At 69.7% G+C, this 19336-nt stretch carries 16 protein-coding genes and 5 pseudogenes; 10 read left to right on the top strand and 11 right to left on the bottom strand.

Annotated elements, in window-relative coordinates:
* Positions 1-526 precede the first annotated feature (526 nt).
* Positions 527-742, bottom strand: a pseudogene (locus tag OG870_RS01900) (FtsX-like permease family protein); the annotation flags it as partial.
* Here OG870_RS01900 and OG870_RS47995 point away from each other — a divergent pair.
* The 4 genes and pseudogenes from OG870_RS47995 to OG870_RS01885 form a co-directional block, all read left to right on the top strand.
* A pseudogene (locus tag OG870_RS47995) lies at positions 708-806 on the top strand (hypothetical protein); the annotation flags it as partial. The pseudogenes OG870_RS01900 and OG870_RS47995 overlap by 35 nt on opposite strands.
* A gap of 39 nt (positions 807-845) precedes the next feature.
* Positions 846-1538 carry a sensor histidine kinase gene (locus OG870_RS01895; RefSeq protein ID WP_266927541.1) on the top strand — a complete coding sequence of 231 codons (693 nt, stop codon included), beginning with the start codon at positions 846-848 and terminating at the stop codon, positions 1536-1538.
* A 208-nt stretch (positions 1539-1746) separates the two neighbouring features.
* A complete protein-coding gene (locus tag OG870_RS01890; RefSeq protein WP_266845190.1) occupies positions 1747-3717 on the top strand; it encodes a glycosyltransferase family 2 protein in 1971 nt (656 codons plus the stop codon).
* A gap of 13 nt (positions 3718-3730) precedes the next feature.
* A pseudogene (locus OG870_RS01885) lies at positions 3731-3883 on the top strand (dTDP-4-dehydrorhamnose 3,5-epimerase family protein); the annotation flags it as partial.
* Between the two features lie 60 nt (positions 3884-3943).
* Here the strand turns inward: OG870_RS01885 and OG870_RS47990 are convergent.
* A pseudogene (locus OG870_RS47990) lies at positions 3944-4057 on the bottom strand (sodium-dependent transporter); the annotation flags it as partial.
* A 307-nt stretch (positions 4058-4364) separates the two neighbouring features.
* Here OG870_RS47990 and OG870_RS01880 point away from each other — a divergent pair.
* On the top strand, positions 4365-5954 hold the full coding sequence (locus OG870_RS01880) for an alkaline phosphatase family protein (protein WP_266592890.1): 1590 nt from the start codon (positions 4365-4367) through the stop codon (positions 5952-5954).
* Between the two features lie 257 nt (positions 5955-6211).
* Here OG870_RS01880 and OG870_RS01875 read toward each other — a convergent pair whose 3' ends face one another.
* The 3 genes from OG870_RS01875 to OG870_RS01865 are packed head-to-tail and all read right to left on the bottom strand — an operon-like array spanning position 6212 to position 9095.
* On the bottom strand, positions 6212-7300 hold the full coding sequence (locus OG870_RS01875) for an ABC transporter substrate-binding protein (RefSeq protein ID WP_266592892.1): 1089 nt from the start codon (positions 7298-7300) through the stop codon (positions 6212-6214).
* 56 nt (positions 7301-7356) lie between these two features.
* Entirely contained in the window at positions 7357-8238 is an 882-nt protein-coding gene (locus tag OG870_RS01870; RefSeq protein ID WP_266845185.1) for an ABC transporter permease, read from the bottom strand.
* Positions 8235-9095, bottom strand: coding sequence for an ABC transporter ATP-binding protein (locus OG870_RS01865; RefSeq protein WP_266531865.1), 861 nt, complete (start codon positions 9093-9095; stop codon positions 8235-8237). Before OG870_RS01865 ends, OG870_RS01870 begins: the two co-directional genes overlap by 4 nt.
* 235 nt (positions 9096-9330) lie before the next feature.
* Here OG870_RS01865 and OG870_RS01860 point away from each other — a divergent pair, with 235 nt between their 5' ends.
* From OG870_RS01860 to OG870_RS01850, 3 genes and pseudogenes are all read left to right on the top strand, one after another.
* Positions 9331-11019 carry an ATP-binding protein gene (locus tag OG870_RS01860; RefSeq protein WP_266845183.1) on the top strand — a complete coding sequence of 563 codons (1689 nt, stop codon included), beginning with the start codon at positions 9331-9333 and terminating at the stop codon, positions 11017-11019.
* Entirely contained in the window at positions 11016-11705 is a 690-nt protein-coding gene (locus tag OG870_RS01855; protein WP_266531869.1) for a response regulator, read from the top strand. Before OG870_RS01860 ends, OG870_RS01855 begins: the two co-directional genes overlap by 4 nt.
* A 20-nt stretch (positions 11706-11725) precedes the next feature.
* Positions 11726-12088 (top strand): annotated as a pseudogene (locus OG870_RS01850) (ABC transporter permease); the annotation flags it as partial.
* Positions 12089-12092: 4 nt separating this feature from the next.
* On the opposite strand, the gene OG870_RS01845 reads toward OG870_RS01850, so the two are convergent.
* The gene (locus tag OG870_RS01845) at positions 12093-13145 is read right to left on the bottom strand and encodes a sodium-dependent transporter (protein ID WP_266531871.1); all 1053 of its coding nucleotides are present in this window, start codon (positions 13143-13145) and stop codon (positions 12093-12095) included.
* A 169-nt stretch (positions 13146-13314) separates the two neighbouring features.
* On the opposite strand from OG870_RS01845, the gene OG870_RS01840 reads away from it, so the two are divergent.
* Both OG870_RS01840 and OG870_RS01835 read left to right on the top strand, forming a co-directional pair.
* The gene (locus tag OG870_RS01840) at positions 13315-14154 is read left to right on the top strand and encodes a COG4705 family protein (protein ID WP_266927543.1); all 840 of its coding nucleotides are present in this window, start codon (positions 13315-13317) and stop codon (positions 14152-14154) included.
* Positions 14155-14307: 153 nt separating this feature from the next.
* On the top strand, positions 14308-15198 hold the full coding sequence (locus OG870_RS01835) for a COG4705 family protein (RefSeq protein ID WP_266845178.1): 891 nt from the start codon (positions 14308-14310) through the stop codon (positions 15196-15198).
* A 6-nt stretch (positions 15199-15204) separates the two neighbouring features.
* Here the strand turns inward: OG870_RS01835 and OG870_RS01830 are convergent, their stop codons facing one another.
* From OG870_RS01830 to OG870_RS01810, 5 genes are read right to left on the bottom strand one after another with little or no spacing between them, the layout of a single operon-like run.
* On the bottom strand, positions 15205-16584 hold the full coding sequence (locus OG870_RS01830; RefSeq protein ID WP_266927545.1) for a sensor histidine kinase: 1380 nt from the start codon (positions 16582-16584) through the stop codon (positions 15205-15207).
* Positions 16581-17243 carry a response regulator transcription factor gene (locus OG870_RS01825; RefSeq protein ID WP_266927547.1) on the bottom strand — a complete coding sequence of 221 codons (663 nt, stop codon included), beginning with the start codon at positions 17241-17243 and terminating at the stop codon, positions 16581-16583. The genes OG870_RS01830 and OG870_RS01825 overlap by 4 nt, the downstream gene beginning before the upstream one ends.
* Positions 17197-17928: a phosphatase PAP2 family protein gene (locus tag OG870_RS01820; RefSeq protein ID WP_266531880.1), complete on the bottom strand. Its 732-nt coding sequence runs from the start codon at positions 17926-17928 to the stop codon at positions 17197-17199. Before OG870_RS01820 ends, OG870_RS01825 begins: the two co-directional genes overlap by 47 nt.
* A complete protein-coding gene (locus tag OG870_RS01815) occupies positions 17925-18530 on the bottom strand; it encodes a phosphatase PAP2 family protein (RefSeq protein ID WP_266845172.1) in 606 nt (201 codons plus the stop codon). Before OG870_RS01815 ends, OG870_RS01820 begins: the two co-directional genes overlap by 4 nt.
* On the bottom strand, positions 18527-19195 hold the full coding sequence (locus OG870_RS01810) for a DedA family protein (RefSeq protein ID WP_266927549.1): 669 nt from the start codon (positions 19193-19195) through the stop codon (positions 18527-18529). The genes OG870_RS01815 and OG870_RS01810 overlap by 4 nt, the downstream gene beginning before the upstream one ends.
* Positions 19196-19336 lie beyond the last annotated feature (141 nt).

Below are 19336 nucleotides of genomic sequence, written 5' to 3'. Positions count from 1 at the left end.
TGTAGGTGGCGTTGAAGACGGCGGTGGACATGGCGAAGGAGACGGCGAGGGCGAGCAGCACCACGGATCGGGCGAGCGGACGCCGGCGCCGGGCCAGCATGGCCGCGGTGGTGCCGGACAGGGTCGCCGTCAGCGGTCGGGCCAGCCGGGCCACGACGGGCCGGCCGTGGCTGAGCGCGAGCAAGGTGAGGTGCCACAGCAGCAGGACCGCGCCGATCCACAGCAGGGCGGGGCCGAGGAAGGCCCAGTACGACACGGAGATGCTGGGAACGCCCTCGGGGGCGAGGACCAGCGCGTACTGGTTGCCGGAGGATGCGCGGAAGACCAGCCACGAGCCGATCAGGAGCGCGAAGTCCAGGCCGTACCGCAGCCACCAGGGCGACCGGGAGTGTTGTACGCCCTCCTGTTTCCTGGTGTCGGCGACGGTGACCGAGCGCAGGTCCCGCAAGGCGGGGACGAGGACGGCCTCGGCGGCCACCACGGCTCCCAGCACGAAGGCGATCGCGTACCAGACGGTCCACGTCCCTGCGCTCGCGCCGAACGAGGCCGCGCCGAAGGCGAGACGGCCGGTGAGCGCGGCGACACCCAGCCCAGAGAGGCCCCCGGCGAGGCCGATCAGGGCGGCTTCCAGGCCCGCGAAGCCTGCGATCTGACGGGGCCGCAGCCCGCGCAGCCGCAGCAACCCCTGTTCCTGGCGGCGCCGTTCGCTGCCTGGCGCGGCCCTGCGACCGGTCGAGCGCATCCGCCGGGAGGCCGCCGCGATCTCCGAGACCGAGCCCGAACGGCGCCTTACCGTCCCGCCGACCGGGGACGAACTGGCCCGTCTCGCGCACACCCTCAACGCCATGCTCGCGCGCCTCCAGGAGGCGCTGGAACGCGAGCACCGCTTCATCGACACCGCAGGACACGAACTGCGCACCCCGTTGGCCCTCCTGCGGGCCCAGCTCGAACTGGCCACGGCGCGCCCGCGCGACCGCACCGAACTCGAAGCCGCCATACGCTCCGCCGCCGCCGAGACCGACCGCCTCGTCGGACTCGCCGAGGATCTCCTTGTCCTCGCCCGCACTCGACAGGGCCGGCTCCCGCTGCGCCGCGAACCGGTGTCCCTGCCGCGGCTGCTCACCGAAGCGGCCGAGGCGTTCCGCGCCCGCGCGACTGCCGACGGCTCGACGATCACCGTGGAATCTCCTGGCAGCCGCGAAGCAACCGCCAACCTCGATCCGGTACGGCTGCGCCAAGTTCTGCACAACCTCCTCGACAACGCGCTGCGCCACTCCGGCCCCTCCGGACCGGGCCGCATCACTCTCGGCGCCGAACACGCGGACGGCGTGGTGCACTTGTGCGTGCACGACCAAGGACAGGGCTTCGCGCCCGACATGCTCGCCGGGCCGCCGCCGAACCCCCGTCCTGACGCGGGTTCCGGCGGGCTCGGCCTCGCCATCGTCGGGACGATCGCCGCGGCCCACGGCGGCCGAACGCTTCGGGCACCTCTGATGCGAGGGGCGGACGGTCAAACTCTACAACATGTAGTAGGTTAAGTCGTACGAGATGTAGTAGTTCCGGCGGCGGTCGCCTCTTCTTGAATTCTACAAGTCGTAGTAGATCCAGATGGACTGGGAGGTCCTACGGTGCGGGCGTGCTGGAACGCCCCCGGCGGGCCGCGGCGATGCCTGTGCGGCCGTGTGGGGCGGGGCGTCCGAGCTGGCCGTCCCGAAGTCACTCTGTAGCGGAGGCGGAAGAAGACTCGTGCCGATCAAGGTGAGCGTGGTGATCCCGGTCTACAACCCGGGTAGGTACATCGAGGACTGCATCGCCTCTCTTCTGCGTCAGAGCATGCCGGACGACGAGTACGAAGCGATCTTCGTGAACGACGGTTCCACCGACGGGACGCCCCAGCGCCTGGACCGGCTCGCCGCCGAGTACCCGCACATGCACGTCATCCATCAGGAGGCGTCGGGCTGGTCGGGCAAGCCGCGCAACGTCGGTGTTGCCGCCGCCAAGGGTGAGTTCATCCAGTTCCTGGACAACGACGACTGGCTGGGCGACGAAGCTCTCGAACGTATGCACAACTACGGCGTGGAGAACAACGCCGACGTGATCGTGGGCAAGATGGCCGGAAAGGGCCGCCCGGTCCCGCGGGAGCTGTTCCGCAGGAACCGCCCGCACGCGAACGTCGACAATGCCCCTCTGATCGACAGCCTCACCCCGCACAAGATGTTCCGGAAGGCATTCCTGGACAAGCACAACCTCCGGTACTTGGAGGGGCGCCGCCGCCTGGAGGACCACGTCTTCGTCACCGAGGCCTACCTGCGGGCCGAGAACGTCTCCGTCCTCAGCGACTACATCTGCTACTACCACGTCAAGCGGGACGACGCGTCAAACGCGGGCTTCCAACGCTTCGACCCGGTCGGCTACTTCAAGAACCTCCGCGAGGCCCTCGACGTCGTCGAGGAACTTATCGAGCCCGGCCCGCTGCGCGACAAGCTCTTCCGCCGCTGGCTGCGCGTCGAGATGGTCGAGCGCATGCGCGGGCAGCGGCTGCTGAAGCTGCCCGCCGACTACCGCCGGGAGCTGTTCGACGAGATCCACAAGGTGGTCATCGAACGCTTCGGCCCCGGTGTCGCCGCGGGCATGCAGCCCACGCAGCAGATCGTCGCCGGGCTGATCGCGGCGAACCGCCTGGGCGACATCGAGGTATTCGCCAAGTGGGAGAGAGGCATCAAACCCTCCGGCGCTCTGGAGAGCCTGAGCTGGGAGAACGGCAAGCTGAGCATCGGTTTCACCGCCGAGTACACCTCGGGCGGCGGGCCAGTCACCTTCCGCTCGGACGGCGACAAGGACCTGCTCGTCCCTCCGCTGCCGCAGGGCAGCCTGGACGCCATCGCGCTGGTGGGCGCGGACACCTCCGCGCCGCTGGGCAAGTCCAAGGTGGACCTGGTCGTGCGCGAGCGCGACACGGCGGCGGAGTTCTTCCAGCCCGTCGAGCTGACCCGCGAGAAGGCCGTTGTGGAGGGCCGGGACGGGTCCTTCCGGCAGATCCTGCGGGCCACCGCCGAGGTCGACCCGCTCACGGCGGCGAACGGCGCGGAACTGGGCGACGGCATCTGGGACGTGCTCATCCGCATCAGCTCCTGCGGCTGGACCAAGGACACCCGCCTGGGTTCCGTGCGGAGCGACGACGTCCGTCAGGGGCGCATCGGCGCTCTGCTCGGCTCCCCGGAACGCCTGGTTCTCCCGTACTGGACCGACCCCTACGGCAACCTCTCGCTGGACATCGGCCAGAAGACCGACCGGCTCTCGTGCGACCTCACCGCCCTGACCCCACCCGAGGTCACGGTCACCGGCGACACCGCCCGCCTCACCGCCGCCCTGCCGCTGCACGTCCCGGGCAGGGCCGACGTCACGCTCAAGCTGACCGGCCTACGCGCGAGCCGCACCTCGACCGTGCCCGCCGTGCTGGCGGACCGCCCGGCCGGCGGCGCCGACCTGATCGCCGACCTTCCGCTGGGCGACCTCGCCGACGGCCACTGGCGGCTGGGGCTGACCCTGCCCGCCGCCGGCAAGGAGAAGTCCGCCGCGCTGGCCCTGGCCCTGCGGGCCGATGGCGGCACGCTCGTCGTCAAGCCGGTCGCTGCCGTCGCCAAGCCGCCGGTCACTGCGCGCAAGTCGACGCTGCGTCGCCTGGCCGGCAAGCTCCGCCGCGCCCTCAAGAAGTAAGAGAACGGACAGAATGCGACCCCTGGGTATCGAAGGCGCGTGGGTGCTGGAGCCGAAGGTCTTCCCCGACGACCGGGGCAGCTTCCACGAGTGGTTCCGGGGCAACGAGTTCCGCGCGGCGAGCGGCCAGGACCTCAACCTGGCCCAGGCCAACTGCTCCTTGGCTGATTCGCCCAGCCGTGTCACGGGCCCTTTCGTGACATCAGGGAGGGGTCCGCGGAGTTCGCTACGCAGTGCAGGGCGGGTGCCGACGATCCGCTGTCCGCACGACCCGGCTGGCGGCTGTCTTCTGTAGCAGCCCGTAGGCGAGCACCGGCAGGAGCAGGTGCGGGTTGTCGGGCCGCTGGGATGGTCGCCGAGAGTCGACGGCCTCGTCCAGTTCACGGCGTCCGCACGGGTGGCGAATGGACCGGGCTGCTCGCCGGGTCTGTGGACTCCCTCCTTCTTGGCCAAAAACAGACCTGCTTGATGAAGACACGACCACTCCTTCCGTGTGCGTTCACACATGCGCCGTTTCAGGTACGCAAGGCGCGACTCTGATGGGCCCGGCCCTCGCAACTCGCCCCAAACACCCGGGAGATGCCCAGATGTCCAGACGTTACGTCAGACTCGTAGCCGTTAGTGCAGCCACCGGAGTCCTGACCGGCGTGACCGGCGCCCAACCCTCAGCGTTCGCCGCCTCCCACCACCGGGCCCCCGCCAGGCACGTCCTGCTGATCTCGGTCGACGGACTGCACCAGTCGGACCTGGCCTGGTACGTCTCCCGGCACCCGAACTCCGCGCTGGCCCGGCTGGTCGGCGGCGGCGTGGAGTACACCCACGCCAAGACCACCACGCCGTCCGACTCCTTCCCCGGCATGGTCGCCCAGGCGACCGGTGGCGGCCCCGGCACCACCGGCGTCTACTACGACGACACCTACAACGCGGCGCTCCTGCCCGCCGGGACCACCAGCTGCAAGGCCGTCAAGCCCGGTGTCGAGGTGGATCTCACCGAAGACCTGGACAAGAACCAGGCATCCATCGACGCCGGTCAGGGGCTCACCGGCCTGCCGGACAGCATCCTGTCGATGACCGGCAACCCGGCTAGCCTGATCAACGCCGCCAAGCTGCCCGTCGACCCCAAGACCTGCAAGCCGGTCTATCCGCACTCCTACCTCAAGGTGAACACCGTCTTCGAGGTGGCTCGCAGTGCGGGTCTGCGCACCGCCTGGTCGGACAAGCATGCGGCGTACGAAATCCTCAACGGGCCCTCGGGCACCGGCGTCCAGGACCTGTTCACGCCCGAGATCAACAGCGACGCCCTCGGTTACCCGGCCGGCAACGACTGGACCAAGGACAACCAGGCCACCGAGCAGTACGACCGCTACAAGGTGAAGGCCGTCCTCAACGAGATCGACGGCTACGATCACAGCCGCGCCCACAAGGTCGGCACCCCGGCGATCTTCGGCCTCAACTTCCAGTCGGTCTCCACCGCGCAGAAGCTGCCCGCCTCCGACGGCCTCCAGGGCGGCTACACCGCCAAGAACGTGCCCGGACCGCTACTGACGAAGAACCTGGACTTCGTCAACGCGCAGATCGGTGCCCTGACTTCTGAGATCGCCAAGCGACACCTGGCCGACAGCACCACGATCATCCTGTCCGCCAAGCACGGCCAGTCGCCCACCGACCCCACCGCGCTCACCCGGATCGACGACGGCCCGCTGCTGGACGGCCTCAACGCCGCCTGGAAGAAGCTCCATCCCACCGCCGGCGACCTGGTCGCGCACTCCGTGGACGACGACGCGATGCTGCTGTGGCTGACCGACCGCTCGCAGGCCGCCACCGAGTTCGCCAAGATGTACCTGCTCGCGCGGAGCGGCACCGGTACCGACATCTATGCCGGGCCCAAGGCCTACACGCGCAGCGGGCTCAGCAAGGTGTACGCCGGAAAGGCCGCGGCCCGCTACTTCCACGTCGAAGCCGGCGACGCCCGTGTCCCGGACGTCTTCGGCCTGGCGCAGTACGGCGTCGTCTACACCGGCGGCACAAAGAAGATCGCCGAGCACGGCGGCGCCCACTCCGACGACCTCAACGTCCCGTTGGTGGTGTCCGGCGCCTCGGTTCCTGACGGCGTGCGCGACTCCGCGAGCGTGCAGACCAAGCAGATCGCACCGACGATCCTGAGCCTGCTCGGTCTCAACCCCCGCTCCCTGCAGGCCGTGCGCGAGGAACACACCACGGTGCTGCCGGTCCGCTGACCAGTCCGGTGCGCCCCGGCCTGACGCGGGCGGGGCGCACGGGCCGCAGTCAGCGACCAACTGCCACACCAGGTGATGACAGGCGCAATCGGTGAGCCCGTACAACCCCCCTTGAACCCGGGTTCGGTCGGTCTCGCCCATACGTCGCAAGGACTGGCTCGTCGGCCTGTCTGCCGCCGCCCTCTTGGGCTGCCCGTTCTCACGGCCTGGAGCCGCCCAGTCGACTGCACCTGGGCGGCCGCGTGGGTGGTGAAGGCTCAGCCGTTCGGTCCTGCCGGGGTCGTGGTGGTCTTGAAGCCCTCGGTCTTGTTGGCCTGGATGGCGAAGTCATTGGTGAACGTCTTGCTGAGGTCCACCGACGACTTCACGTTGCCGACCAGCTTCTCCGTCGCCAAAGAGGTCTTCGGACCGCCGGCCGGCATGAGGCCGTCCGGGAGGAACTGACCCTTGTCCTCGGTCAGGGCCGAGATGTAGTCGGCCTTGGTCACCAACTGGTTCGACACGTACGACGCCGGCAGCTTGTTCGCGATGTCGGCCGCGCTGTGGGTGTTGATCCAGTGCATGGTGGCGACGAGCGCGTCGACGACCTTCTGCACCGTGTCCTTGTGCGAGTTCACCCAGTCGGTGCGGGCGAGCACGCTGGCGGCGGGATAGGCGCCGCCCATCGCCGCCGTGGCGCCGTTCGTGGTGGCCAGGTCGACCGCGGAGGTACCGACGCCCTTCTTCTGGATCGCGGCCACCGTCGGCTGCGTCGTCATGACGCAGGCGACCTTGCCGTTCTGCAGCGCGGCGATTGCGGTGGAGCCCGCGCCGACCCCGATCCGGTGGTAGTCGCTGGTCTTTATGCCCTTCTTGGCGGCCAGGAACTGGGTGAGGGTGTCGGTGCCCGAGCCCAGGTCGGTGACGCCGAGGGTCCTTCCCTTGAAGTCGGCGGCCGAGTGGACGCCCGACTTCTTGGTGCACATCTCGCGCTCGCCCGGCGCGCCGGAGAGCTGGACGACGTCCTCGACCGCCTTGCCCTTCGCCTGGAACTCGATCGTGTGGTTGTACCAGGCGCCCGCCATGTCCACCTGGCCCGAGGCCATGGCTTCCTCGGCGCCGACACCGCCGTCCTGCTCGGTGCTCAGCTGGACGTTGACGCCGTACTTCTTGTAGTAGCCGAGCTGCTGGGCCAGCTGGTACGGCAGGTAGATCTGCTTGTCGAGGCCGCCGGCCATGAGCTTGACGGTCGGCGTGCCACCCGAACCGCCGGTCGAGGCGGACGAGTTGCCGGAACAGGCGCTGGTGGCGCCGAGGGCGAGAACGGTGAGGACGGACGCGGCGACGGCGACGTGTCGTCTGGACATGGCTGATCACATTCCTTTGCTGAGGGTGTTGAGTGAAGAGGGGAAGGGCGGGGGCGTCAGATGGTGTTGGCGGCCTCGGACGGGGCCAGCGGGCGCCAGGACAGCAGCCGGTGCTCGAGCTTGCCGATCAGCCACTCGGCGCCGAGCACGATGACCGAGATGACGAGCATCGTGGCGAACACGCCGTTGGGGTCGAAGTTGTTCTGCGCGGTTTTGATGACAAGGCCGAGGCCGCTCTGCGCGCCGAGCACCTCGCCGACCAGGGCGCCGACGATGGCGAAGCCGAAGGCGCTGTGCAGGCTGGCGATGATCCAGGTGAGTGCGGAGGGCACGATGACATGCCGGGTGATCTGCATCTGCGAGGCGCCCAGCACCTTGGTGTTGGCGAGGATGTTGGGGTCGACCTCGCGGACGCCCTGGAAGGCGTTGAAGAAGACGATGAAGAACACCAGCACGGCGGCGAGCAGGATCTTCGGCAGCACGCCGATGCCGAACGCGACGATGAAGATCGAGCCGAGGACGATGCGCGGGATCGCGTTGACCATCTTGATGTAGGGGCCGAGCACGTCGGACAGATAGCGGCTCTGGCCGAGTGCCACACCGAAGATCACTCCGGTGACGGACCCGAGCGCGAAGCCGGCGAGCGCCTCCTGGAGAGTGGTCCAGATGTTGGCGTAGAAGGACCCGAACTCGGTGCCGTGCCGGATGAGGTCGACCAGCCGTTGGGCGATGCCGGACGGCTGCCCGAAGAAGAACTTGTCGACGATCCCCCAGGCGGTGAAGGCCTGCCAGCCACCGAGGACGAAGACCGCGAGACCGACGCGACCCGCCCACACCAACGCGATGCGCCGCCGGACGGCGCTCTTGGCGGCGGCCGCGGCCGAGACCGGTGAGCCGTCCTCGACCGGGGCGGTGGAAACGGTGGATGTCGTACTCATGCCGTACCTCCTGCGGTGCGCGCGTAGGCGCGCTCCACCTCCTCGCGCAGCGAGTCCCAGATCTGGTGCTGAAGTTCGATGAAGCGGGGCTGGAAGCGGATCTCCTGGACAGAGCCGCGCGGGCGCGGCAGGTCGATGTCGAAGACCGCCTTGACCGAGCCGGGGCTGGACGTCATGACGACGACCCGGTCGGCGAGCGCCACGGCCTCGTCGAGGTCGTGGGTGATGAAGATGACCGACGGGCGGATCTGCTCCCACAGGCCGAGCAGTTCGGTCGACATGATCGCCTTGGTCTGTACGTCCAGGGCGCCGAACGGCTCGTCCATGATCAGGATCTTGGGTTCGTTGATCAGCGCCGCGGCCATCGCCACGCGCTTGCGCATGCCGCCGGAGAGCTGGTGCGGGTAGCGGTCCTCGAACCCCGTCAGGCCCACCCGGCGCAGCCAGTCGCGTGCCGATGCCTGGGCCTGCTGCTTGGGCACCTTGCGGAAGACCGGGCCCATCAGGACGTTGCCGAGGACCGTCTTCCACGGCAGCAGCGCGTCGGTCTGGAACATGAAGCTGACGCCGTCGGTGACGCCGTCCACCTCACGGCCGCCGACCTTGACCGAGCCCTCGCTGGGCCGGTCGAGCCCGGACACCATGCTCAGCGTCGTCGACTTGCCGCAGCCGGTCGGGCCGACCACCGCACAGAACTGGCCCGGCTCCACGGTGAACGAAACGTCCTGCAGTGCCGTGAACACCTCACCCGCGGGAGTCAGAAACCGTTTGGTGAGTCCTGAAATCTCGACTCGCGCGCTGTCCCGGCCGATCTTCTCGGCGGCGGGGCTCGTCGCAACATCGTTTCGCGAAGCCATCTGAGGCTGTCTCCTTCCTGACCTCGGAGGTCGAGGAAGGCAGACGCTAAAGGCCGCCGAGAGTTACGTCGCTGTTTCAGACGTATCCCGCGTTAGACGTGTTAACAGGGGTTCTGCGCGTTCTGCTCAGCCGGCCGGGGGGTGGGCAGAGTGGCCACGGTGGGACACAATCACGCCACCACGGGTACGGCGAAGGGGCCGGCCCGGCAGCACGACAAGGGCGAAGGCACCTGTGATGCCCATCCGTATCCGGATCGGCCGCGGCGGGAACGGGAGGCTCTCCGCGCGGATCCTGGCCAACCAACTGGCCATTCTGGCCCTCACCGGAGCCATCGGCTTCGTACTGTTCGCGTTCGCCCAGCGGGCCGAGATCGACCGGGCGTACGAGGGGCGGGCACTGGACATCGCGCAGACCACAGCCGCCGACCCGCAGATCCAGCAGGCCATGGCGCACGGGGGCGGCGACGGCATCGTGCAGACCGTCGCCGAACGGATCCGGAAGGCGTCGGGAGCGTCGTACGTGGTGGTGATCGACCTGCACGGAATCCGCCACTCGCACCCCGACCCGGCGCTGATCGGCGAGCCCGTGGGCGATCCGATCCCGGTGCTGGACGGCCGCCCCCACGTGGGCTCCGACCAGGGCGCGACCGGGCGGTCCGCCAACGGTAAAGCTCCGCTGTACGGGCCCACGGGCAAGCTGGTCGGCGAGGTGTCGGCCGGCATCCCGGAACGCGATGTGCTCGGCGAGCTGTGGCGGGAGCTGCCCACCTTCGGCCTGTATGCCGCGATCGCCGTCGCGCTCGGCTCGGCGGCGGCGTTCTGGTTGGCCAGGCGGCTGAAGCGGTCGACCTTCGGACTGGAGCTGGAGGAGATCGCCGGACTGCTCCAGGACCGCGAGGCCATGCTCCACGGCATCCGGGAGGGCGTGATCGCCTTCGACCCCGACGGCCGGATCACCGTGGTCAACGATGAGGCCCGCCACCTGCTCGGCCTCGGCACCGCGCTCGGCAGCACGCTCGAGGAAGTGCTGCCCGACGGGCGGCTGCGTCGCGCCCTGGACGGCGCCCTGACCGGCACCGACCTCAACGTGCTGACCGACGACCACTGCCTGGTGGTCAACCGCATGCCGGTGACCCTGCACGGCCGTGAACTGGGCGCGGTGGTCACCGTCCGCGACCGCACCGAGCTGATCGGGCTGCTGCGCGAACTGGACTCGGTGCGCGGGCTGACCAACGCCCTGCGCGCCCAACAGCACGAGTTCACCAACCGCATGCACACCGTGGCCGGGCTGCTGGACATCGGCGACCACGATGCCGCCTACGAGTACGCCGTCGACTCGGCCGGTGCCGACCAGGCGCTGACCGAGTCCGTACGCGAACGGATCGGCAACGCGCTGCTCGTGGGGCTGATCGTCGCCAAGACCACGGTGGCCGCGGAACGCGGGGTACGGATGGTGCTCAGTGACGACTCCGCGCTCGGCGAGGACCCTCCGCATCTGCGCCGGCTGCTGACCATCGTCGGCAACCTGCTGGACAACGCGATCGACGCGGCGGCCGGCGGACCGCCTCCGGCGGGTGGCCGCGAGGTGGAGCTTTCTCTGGTCGAGGCCGTCGACCTGGTGATGGTGCGGGTCGCGGACAGCGGCCCCGGAATTCCGCCGGACGCCGCCGAGTCGATCTTCGAGGACGGCTGGTCGACCCGACCCGACCGTGGCACCGCCCGGCGCGGCCTGGGGCTGGCCCTCGTCCACCGGCTGACCCAGCGGCACGGCGGGACGATCACGGTCAGCGAGGGGCCGGGCGCTGTCTTCACCGTCAGGCTGCCGCTGCCGCTGCCGCTGCCGCTGCCGCTGCCGGACGCCACCCCCCTACCACGAGAGGCACAGTTCACGACGGCCTCGCCGACAAGAGGTGACCGCGGATGATCCGGACTCTGGTGGTGGAAGACGACTTCCGCGTCAGCCACATCCACTGCGACTACGCGTCCCGCGTCGAGGGCTTCGGGGTCGTCGGCCAGGTGGCGACCGTGGCCGAGACGCTGGACGCGGTGCGCACCCTCCACCCCGATCTGCTGCTGCTCGATGTCTTCCTGCCGGACGGCAGCGGACTCGACGTGCTGCGGCAGCTCAGCGGAGACGCGGGAGGCGCCCGCCCCGACGCGATCATGATCACCGCCGACCGGGACATCACCTCGGTGCGGACCGCCATGAAGCTCGGCGCCGTGGGCTACGTGGTCAAGCCGTTCGGCTCCGCCGACCTGGCCGAGCGGCTCACCGCCTACCGCGAACTCCAGCACCGCGTGGACGCCCTCGGCCAGGCTCCCCGAACCGACCAGGCCGACGTGGACGCCCTCTTCAGCGCTGCCCGGCCACCAGCCGTCCCCCGGATTCCGGCCAAGGGGCACTCCGCCCCGACCCTCGCCCTCCTGCACCAGGTCCTCCGCACCACCCACGACGCCCTGTCCGCGGCCCAGGCCGCCGAACTCACCGGCGTCTCCCGCGCCACGGCCCAGCGGTACCTCTCCTACCTCGTACGTGAGGGCATGGTCCGGCTCGAACTTCGCTACGGCGCCACCGGCCGTCCCGAACACCGCTACCGGATCGTCCATTGAGCCGGGCGCCTCTCCGACAGACCCTGACGGTGACGGTGCTCGCCGGACGCCGGGCACTGGACGAGTTGGAGCAGCGCCGCGGTGAGGTCGAGGCTGCGATGGCTCTGGGGTTCCTGGACCGGGACGCACGGATGGAGATCGCGCGACCCGCGGCGTCCGACGCGCTCCTGCCCGGCCTGGACCAGACACGAACCGTCGGACTGGTCACGCTCCCAGGGGCGTTCGTGGGCATGCTCCTGAGCGGGGCGAGTCCGGTGATGGCCGGAGCCGTTCAACTCTTCGTACTGATCGCGCTCATGGCCGTACAGTCCATTGCCGTCGCCGTGACGGTCGAACTGGTCGCTCGGCACCGCCTGTTCCGCCCTGAGGCCGCCACCGTCTGACCGTTCACGCACGCGAGGCCGCGGCGACGACCCGGCTCGCCGCCGTCTTCTGCAGCAGCCCGTAGGCGAGGACCGGCAGCAGCAGATGCGGTTTGTCGGGCAGTGCGGTGGTGATCAGGACCGCGCTCGCGCTGCTGTTGTTCATCCCGCAGGCGAGCGTCAGCGACGAGGAGGCGGGGGCGTCCAGGCGTAGGAGCCGAGCGGCGGTTCTGCCCAGCACGAAGGACAGCAGGCAGACGAGCGCCGCCACGACCAGTGCCGCACCGAACAGCAGCGGGCGCGGATGCGCGAGGAAGGAGCCCAGGGCGCCACTGGCGTTGACGTAGGTCAGGACGAGCGATCCGAGCAGGGCGACGGGCACGATCACGCGCAGGGTCCGGCTGAGCCACGCCGTCGGCAGCGCGAGTCGGAACAGGATACCGACTGCACAGGGGAGGACCACGGTGACGAGAGCGAAGCCGCCGTGGGCTGTATGGCCGGTCGTTGCCAGTGTGTCCGCGTAGCCGCCGTCGAGGAGCGGCCCCAAGGTGGTGATGACCAGCGGGATGGTGAGCGGGCTGAGGAGTGTGGAGGCGAGGACGAGTCCCACCATGGTGGGTTGGTCGCCGTCGCCCTTGCCGGTCCAGACGGTGGCTCCGGCGGCGACGGGCATCGCCACGATCAGGATCATCGCGGTGGTCAGCCCGCTGCCACCGTCGCTGTCGGGGGTGCGGTGCAGTCCGAACGCGACGACGGGGATGACCAGGAGCGGGATCACCAGGTGCAGGACCAGCCCGGCCAGCAGGGCGGTCGGCTTGTGGAGCAGGCGGCCCAGTTCGCGGACGGGTACCTGAAGTCCGGCGGAGAAGAGCACCAGGGACAACAGAAGCGGGGCGGTGCTCAGGGTCAGGCCGGTGACGGTGCCCAGCGGCACGGTGTGGTCGCGGCGCAGCCACAGACCGGGGCTGGGCAGGAGAAGAGCGGCGACGTAGGACAGCACGACGGCCCGGCCGAGCCGACGGCGCAGCCAGGCCGTCACCCGGTCAGAGGGCGGTGGGGATGCAGTCGGACGGCTCAAGGCGGCCTTCTTCCATGGCGGCGGACGGGACGGGGCGGAACGCCGCTATGCAGGAGCCGTGATCATGAGTCGTCATGCCACTCATAGTGCTCGGGCGAGGCGGATGGGGCAGCCGGTGCCGCACGGCAGTCAGGATGCGTTCAGGTTTCCCGTGGCACGGTCGGGCCTCATGACATACGAGACCTCACAGAGCCCCGCTTCCTCGGAGGGCGACACCCAGGTGGCGCCCTCCGGTCGCCGACTCGGCTGGAACAAGGTGCCCGAAGTCACCGCCTACTTCTGGATCATCAAGGTGCTGTGCACGACGGTCGGCGAGACCGCGGCAGACCTGCTCAACGAGAAGGCCGGTCTCGGCCTGACCGGTGTGTCGGTCCTGATGAGCGCCCTGCTGGCGGTCGTCCTGGTCGTGCAGTTCCGCACCACCGCCTATCGCGCGGGCGTGTACTGGCTCGCGGTCGCCCTGATCAGCGTCGTGGGCACGTTGATCAGCGACAACCTCACCGACAACATGGGCGTGCCGCTGGAGACCAGCACCACTGTCTTCGCGGTCATCCTCGCGATCGTCTTCGTGGTCTGGTACCGGCGCGAGCGGACCCTGTCCATCCACCACATCGACACCACCAGCCGCGAGTCCTACTACTGGCTCGCCGTCCTGTTCACCTTCGCCCTCGGCACCGCGGCCGGTGACCTGGTGTCCGAGCGCATGGCCCTCGGTTACTGGCTCTCCGCGGTCCTGTTCGGCCTGGCCATCGCCGCGGTCGCCCTCGCCCACTTCAAGCTCGGCCTGGACGCGGTGTGGAGCTTCTGGATCGCCTACGTCCTCACCCGTCCGCTCGGCGCGTCCATCGGCGACTACCTCTCCCAGCCCAGCGGAGACGGCGGCCTGGGCCTGGGCACCGTCGTCACCAGCGCCCTGTTCCTCACGGTCATCCTTGGCCTGGTCGTGTATCTGTCGGTGACCCGCAAGGACGTGGAGCAGCCGCAGCAAACCGCCCGGCACGCGGCCTGAGCAGGCAAGTTGCGGGCGTTCAGGATGCGTTCAGGCTGACGCTGTCAAGGTCGACTCCGGCGACTGCCCTCACGGTCGCCTCTTGTCACAGGGCGCTCGTCCCCCATCGCGGGGCGGGCGCCCTGCCGTACTCCCGAACAGGAGCCCCCCACCTTGGAGCAACCGGAACTCCTCACCCCCTTGGACGTCGCGAGCACGACCAAGTCGGTGATGAAAAAACTCCCAGAAGTGACGCCGGCGTTCTGGATCATGAAGATCGCCGCCACCACCGTCGGCGAGACAGCCGGCGACCTCTTCGCGCAGACCCTCAAGCTCGGCTACTTCCTCACCACCATCGCCCTGTTCCTCATCTTCGTGGTGACCTTGGTCGTCCAGCTCAGGTCCAGCCACTACAACCCGTTCTTCTACTGGACCGTCATCCTGTCGACCAGCATGGCCGGCACCACGATGTCCGACTTCATGAACCGTGACGCGAGCGCCAAGTACCTCTCGGGCGGCGCCACTTCGCTGGGCTGGGGTCCGCAGGGCCTTGGTATGGGCTATCCGACCGGCGCCGCGATCCTCATCTCGATCCTGCTGGTCATCTTCGCCGTCTGGAAGGCGACCGGGATGACCTTCCAGATCCGCGACATCGTCACCTTCCGCGGCGAGGCCCTGTTCTGGTCGGCGATCCTCGTCTCCAACACCCTCGGCACCTCCATGGGTGACTTCCTCTCCGACAGCTCCGGCCTCGGTTACGCCGGCGGCGCGCTGCTCGTCACGGGCGCGCTCGCTGTCCTCGTCGCCCTGATGAAGGTGCCGGTGGTGCCGAACGTGCTGCTGTTCTGGATCGCCTTCGTCCTCACCCGCCCCTTGGGTGCCACGGCGGGTGACTTCCTGACCAAGCCGGTCGCCAAGGGCGGTCTGGACCTCGGCACCGCGGGTTCCTCGGCCGTGCTGCTGGCCGTTCTGGTCGGCCTGATGGCCTACGCGCAGCTCCAGGAGCGCCGGACCGTCGCCCCGGTCACATCGGAGCGGGAGGCAGTCGCCCAGCGGGCTGACTGAGTCCGGTCAGCCCGTCGGCAGGTCGACCAGGAAGCGCGCTCCGGAGGTGTACCCGGGGTCGTGGGAGACCTCGCCGCCGACGGTGCGGGCCAGGCGCCGTGCGAGCGGCAGCCCCAGGCCCGCGCCGTCGTGCCTGTCGCCCGGGTCGGCTCGGCGGCCGGGCTGGAAGAGATCGTCGAGGAATTCCTCGGGTACGCCCGGACCGTCGTCGATGACGTCGATGCGGACGCCGCCCGGCAGCTGCCTGGCCGACACGGTCACCGTGGAGCGGGCGTAGCGCAGTGCGTTGGCCAGCAGCGGGCTGACGATGCGTTCGAGGAGAGCGGGCGCGACGCCCGCCTCAAGGTGCGAGCCCCGTACGTCGACGACGGTCCTCACCTGCTCCCGTGTGTCGAGGTGCTCGACCAGCTGACGCAGGACGGGAGCGACGGCGGTGGCGCCGACGGCCGTGGTGGTGTTCTGCGTGCTGTCGCGGGCGTCGTTCAACAGCGTGTCGCAGATGGTGCGCATGGACTGGGCGGCCTCCGCTATCACCTCGTGGGTGGCGTGGGTTTCGTCGGCCGAGCGGGGGCGGGCACGCCACCAGTCGAGCTCGATGATGATCTGGGTGAGTGGGGTGCGCAGTTCGTGGGACAGCTCGCCGGTCAGCTGCTGCTCGTGGCGCAGCACGGTGCGGATGCGGTCCAGCAGTGCGTCCAATGAGGAGCCCAGGCGGGCGAGTTCGGCCGGATGGTGCGCGGCGCCGAAACGTTGGTCGGAGCCGATCGCGCTCCACTGGGTGGCCTGGTCGGTCATGGTGCGTACGGGGCGCAGCGCCCGTCCGACGGCCAGGCGCGTGAGTGCGTAGGTGCATGCGAGCATGACAGCGTCCAGGATCAGCGAACCCAGCAGCAGGGTGTCCGCCGAGTTGCGGTACGGGGCGAGGTCCAGGGCCGTCACCACGGTGGCGGTGCTGCGGTGGCCGGTTACGGGCCGGGAGCACAGGCGGACGAAGCGGGGACTGTCGGAGTGCACGGTGGTGCAGACCCGTTTCCCCTGCGTGGCGAGCCGGTCGGCGGCCAGGGTCAGCGTGCTGTCGGCGGTGGTGGACGGCGGCTTCTCCAGCGGCCGTGGTCCGGCGTAGATCCACACGTTCGCGTCGAGGAGGCTGTCGTTGACGGTCTCCAGGACCCGCACCCGGGGGCCGCTGGTGTCGATGGTGGTGGCGACGGCGGCCGCACGGGCGCGTAGTTCGTCGTCCGCCTGGTGTTGCAGGTGCCGGTCCATCACGGTGTTGAACGCCACGGTCAGGACGGTCATCAGGAGCGCGGCGGTGGTGAGTGCGACGAGGGAGAGCCGGCCGCGCAGGGTGCGGGGAGCCAGGCGGCGCAGGAGACGACGGTTCACGACAGTCGGTGTCCGATGCCGCGCGCCGTCGTAAGGCTCAGGTCGCTGCCCACTTCGCGCAGTTTGCGGCGCAGCCGGCTCAGGTACTGGTCGAGGGTGTTGTCGCTGACCTGTGCGCCGTCCGGCCAGGCGGCCCTGACCAGCTCGCGGCGGGGCACCAGCGTGCCTCCCGCGGCCACGAGCGTGGCCAGCAGCCGGAACTCCGTGGGGGACAGGTCGACATGGATTTTGCCGACTTGCGCACTGTGCCGGGTAGCGTCCAGGACGAGATCCCCGGCGGTGACCACGGCCGGTGGCCCGGCGCGTTTGAGTGCAGCCCGCAGCCGGGCGACGAGTTCGGCGAGGTGGAACGGCTTGGGCAGGTAGTCGTCGGCTCCGGCCGAGAACCCGGACAGGCGGTCGGTGAGGTGGTGGCGGGCTGTCAGGAAGATGATCGGGGCGGCGAAGCCGTTGGCGCGCAGCGCCTGGCAGACGTCCCGGCCGTCCGCGTCGGGCAGGCCGACGTCCAGGACGACCGCGGCGATGTCGTCGGTGGCCAGCCGCAGCGCGGTCGCACCGTCGGCGGCGAGCACGGGCGCGAAGTCCTCGTCCGACAGGCCGCGGCGCAGCACGTCACGCAGGGCGTGATCGTCCTCGACGACCAGGATCTTGTGGTGCATGGTCCTCCGTCGGATCTTCGGCCGTGGGGGTGATGGCCGAGACGAACGATGCGGGCAGCCATCGGGCCATCGCGCACAGGCACACGCCGAGCCACCCGGTGGCGAACAGCCAGCCACCGATGACGTCGGTGAACCAGTGCACGCCGAGATAGAAGCGGGACAGTCCCACCAGCACGCTCCAGCACCCGATGACGACCCGGAGCGAGGTGGCGCCGCGCGGGGCGCGCAGCGAGACCGCGACGATCAGCAGGCCCGCGGTGAGGGCCGCCGTGGTGGTGTGCCCCGAGGGGAACGCCCAACCGCTCGCCTGCGCAGCCCAGTCGGCATGCGCCGGGCGCGGCCGGTGGACGGCGGCCATCACCCCGTAGCGCACCGCCTGCCCGGCGCCCAGACAGGCAAGGGCCAGTGCGGCGGCCCAGATGCGGTGCCGCACGGTTCGCCCCGCCGTCACGCCGGCCACCACGGCGAGGACGTAGGGGATGGCACCACTGCCGGTGTACGTCACCCCTCGGGCCAGAGCCACGGCCACGTCCGGGCGATGGCCGAGCGACCAGACCAGGAAGCCGTCGTCCGCCCACAGCGGAGCGCCATCCTGGCCGATCAGCACCATGGTGAGGAGGCCGAATGCCACGTAGGCGCCCAGACCTATGGTGCCCGCCAGGTCCGCTGCGTCGCGCCGGTTCATGAGGCGGTCAGCAGCGGGCGCAGACGGCCGGAGCCGATCCACCGGCCCACCGATCGCGACCACCGCCTCAGCGTCAGCATCGACAGCAGCGCGACGAGTCCACCGACCAGCACGCCGGCCACGACGTCGTGCGGATAATGCGCGCCGACCCACACCCGGGAGACCGCCATCGCCAGTGCCGCCACGGCCGCGACCGCCCCCAGCCGACGCGAGACGAACAGCAGTGCCACAGCGGCGGCGGCCGCGATCGCCGCGTGGTTGCTGGGGAAGGACCAGTCGCCGGGCGCCGGACACGTCTCCAGGGTCTTCACCCGAAGGCTCTGGCACGGCCGGTCCTCGCGCACCGCCAGCTTCACCAGGGCATCCACGCCATACGCCACGATCACGACCACCGGAACGGCCAGCGCCCTCACTGCGGCCGCATCCCCAACCCGTCGAGCGAACCACCAGCCCACTATCGCGAGCAGGGCGAACACCGCGAGCCCGTACGTCGACCAGAACGAAGCCGCGCCGTCCAGCCAGCCCGGCGCATCCCGGGCCAGACGCACCACGTCGAGGTAGGCGGAGCCGTCTACCGAAGACCCGTCAAAAGCCATGATCACCTGTGTCCCCCCTCGGGCCGGGCGTCCCGCCGAGCCCGATACACCTCGGCAGCAAGGGGGATCAGCGACAGGAAAATGATCAACGCCACCAACGGGAGCAGGTAACGGTCGACGTTCGGGATCGACGAGCCCAGCGCGTACCCCGCGAGAGTGAGGCCGAGGGTCCACACGAGCCCGCCGACCACCTGCCACAACGTGAACGTCCGCACCGGCACCTCCAGCGCGCCCGCCACCGGATTAAGCACGGTCCGCACCACCGGCACGAAACGAGCCAGCATGATCGCCTTCCCATGTCCGTACCGCTCCAGCAGCTCCTCGGCGCGTTTCGCACCCTCGTGCAGACGCCGCGAGCGGCTACGGGCCAGCAACGCGCCCCCCGCCTTCCGGCCGAGCAGATATCCGCACTGCGCCCCGGCCAGCGCACCTGCCGCCGCCGCCACCAGCAACGGTCCCAGGGACAAGTGCACGCCCCCCTCGGCCGAGCCCGTGCACAGCAGTCCGGCCGTGAACAACAGTGAGTCGCCCGGCAGGAAGAACCCGATCAGCAGTCCCGTCTCGGCGAACATCACCACCCCGACGCCCAGCACGCCGAAGGCCGCCAGCAGCGAATGCGCGTCCAGCACGTTCACTGCCAGCTGTGATGCCGGATGGATCGGTGTGGTCATGGCGAGGAGCCCTTTCCGGCAGACAAATTCACGCAAACCGCTTACTGACTACAGTCTTGTAGACGCGCGGTGAACTGTAGACGATCGAGCAGGGGGTGACGGTTCCCGCCTCCGCCCCAAGTAGTGGCAGTGGCGAATCCT

This window comes from Streptomyces sp. NBC_00461, from assembly GCF_036013935.1.
In the GTDB taxonomy this organism is placed as follows: Bacteria; Actinomycetota; Actinomycetes; order Streptomycetales; family Streptomycetaceae; genus Streptomyces.
Note: the sequence above shows the minus strand (reverse complement) of the source record. Positions and strands in the feature narration are given on the sequence as shown.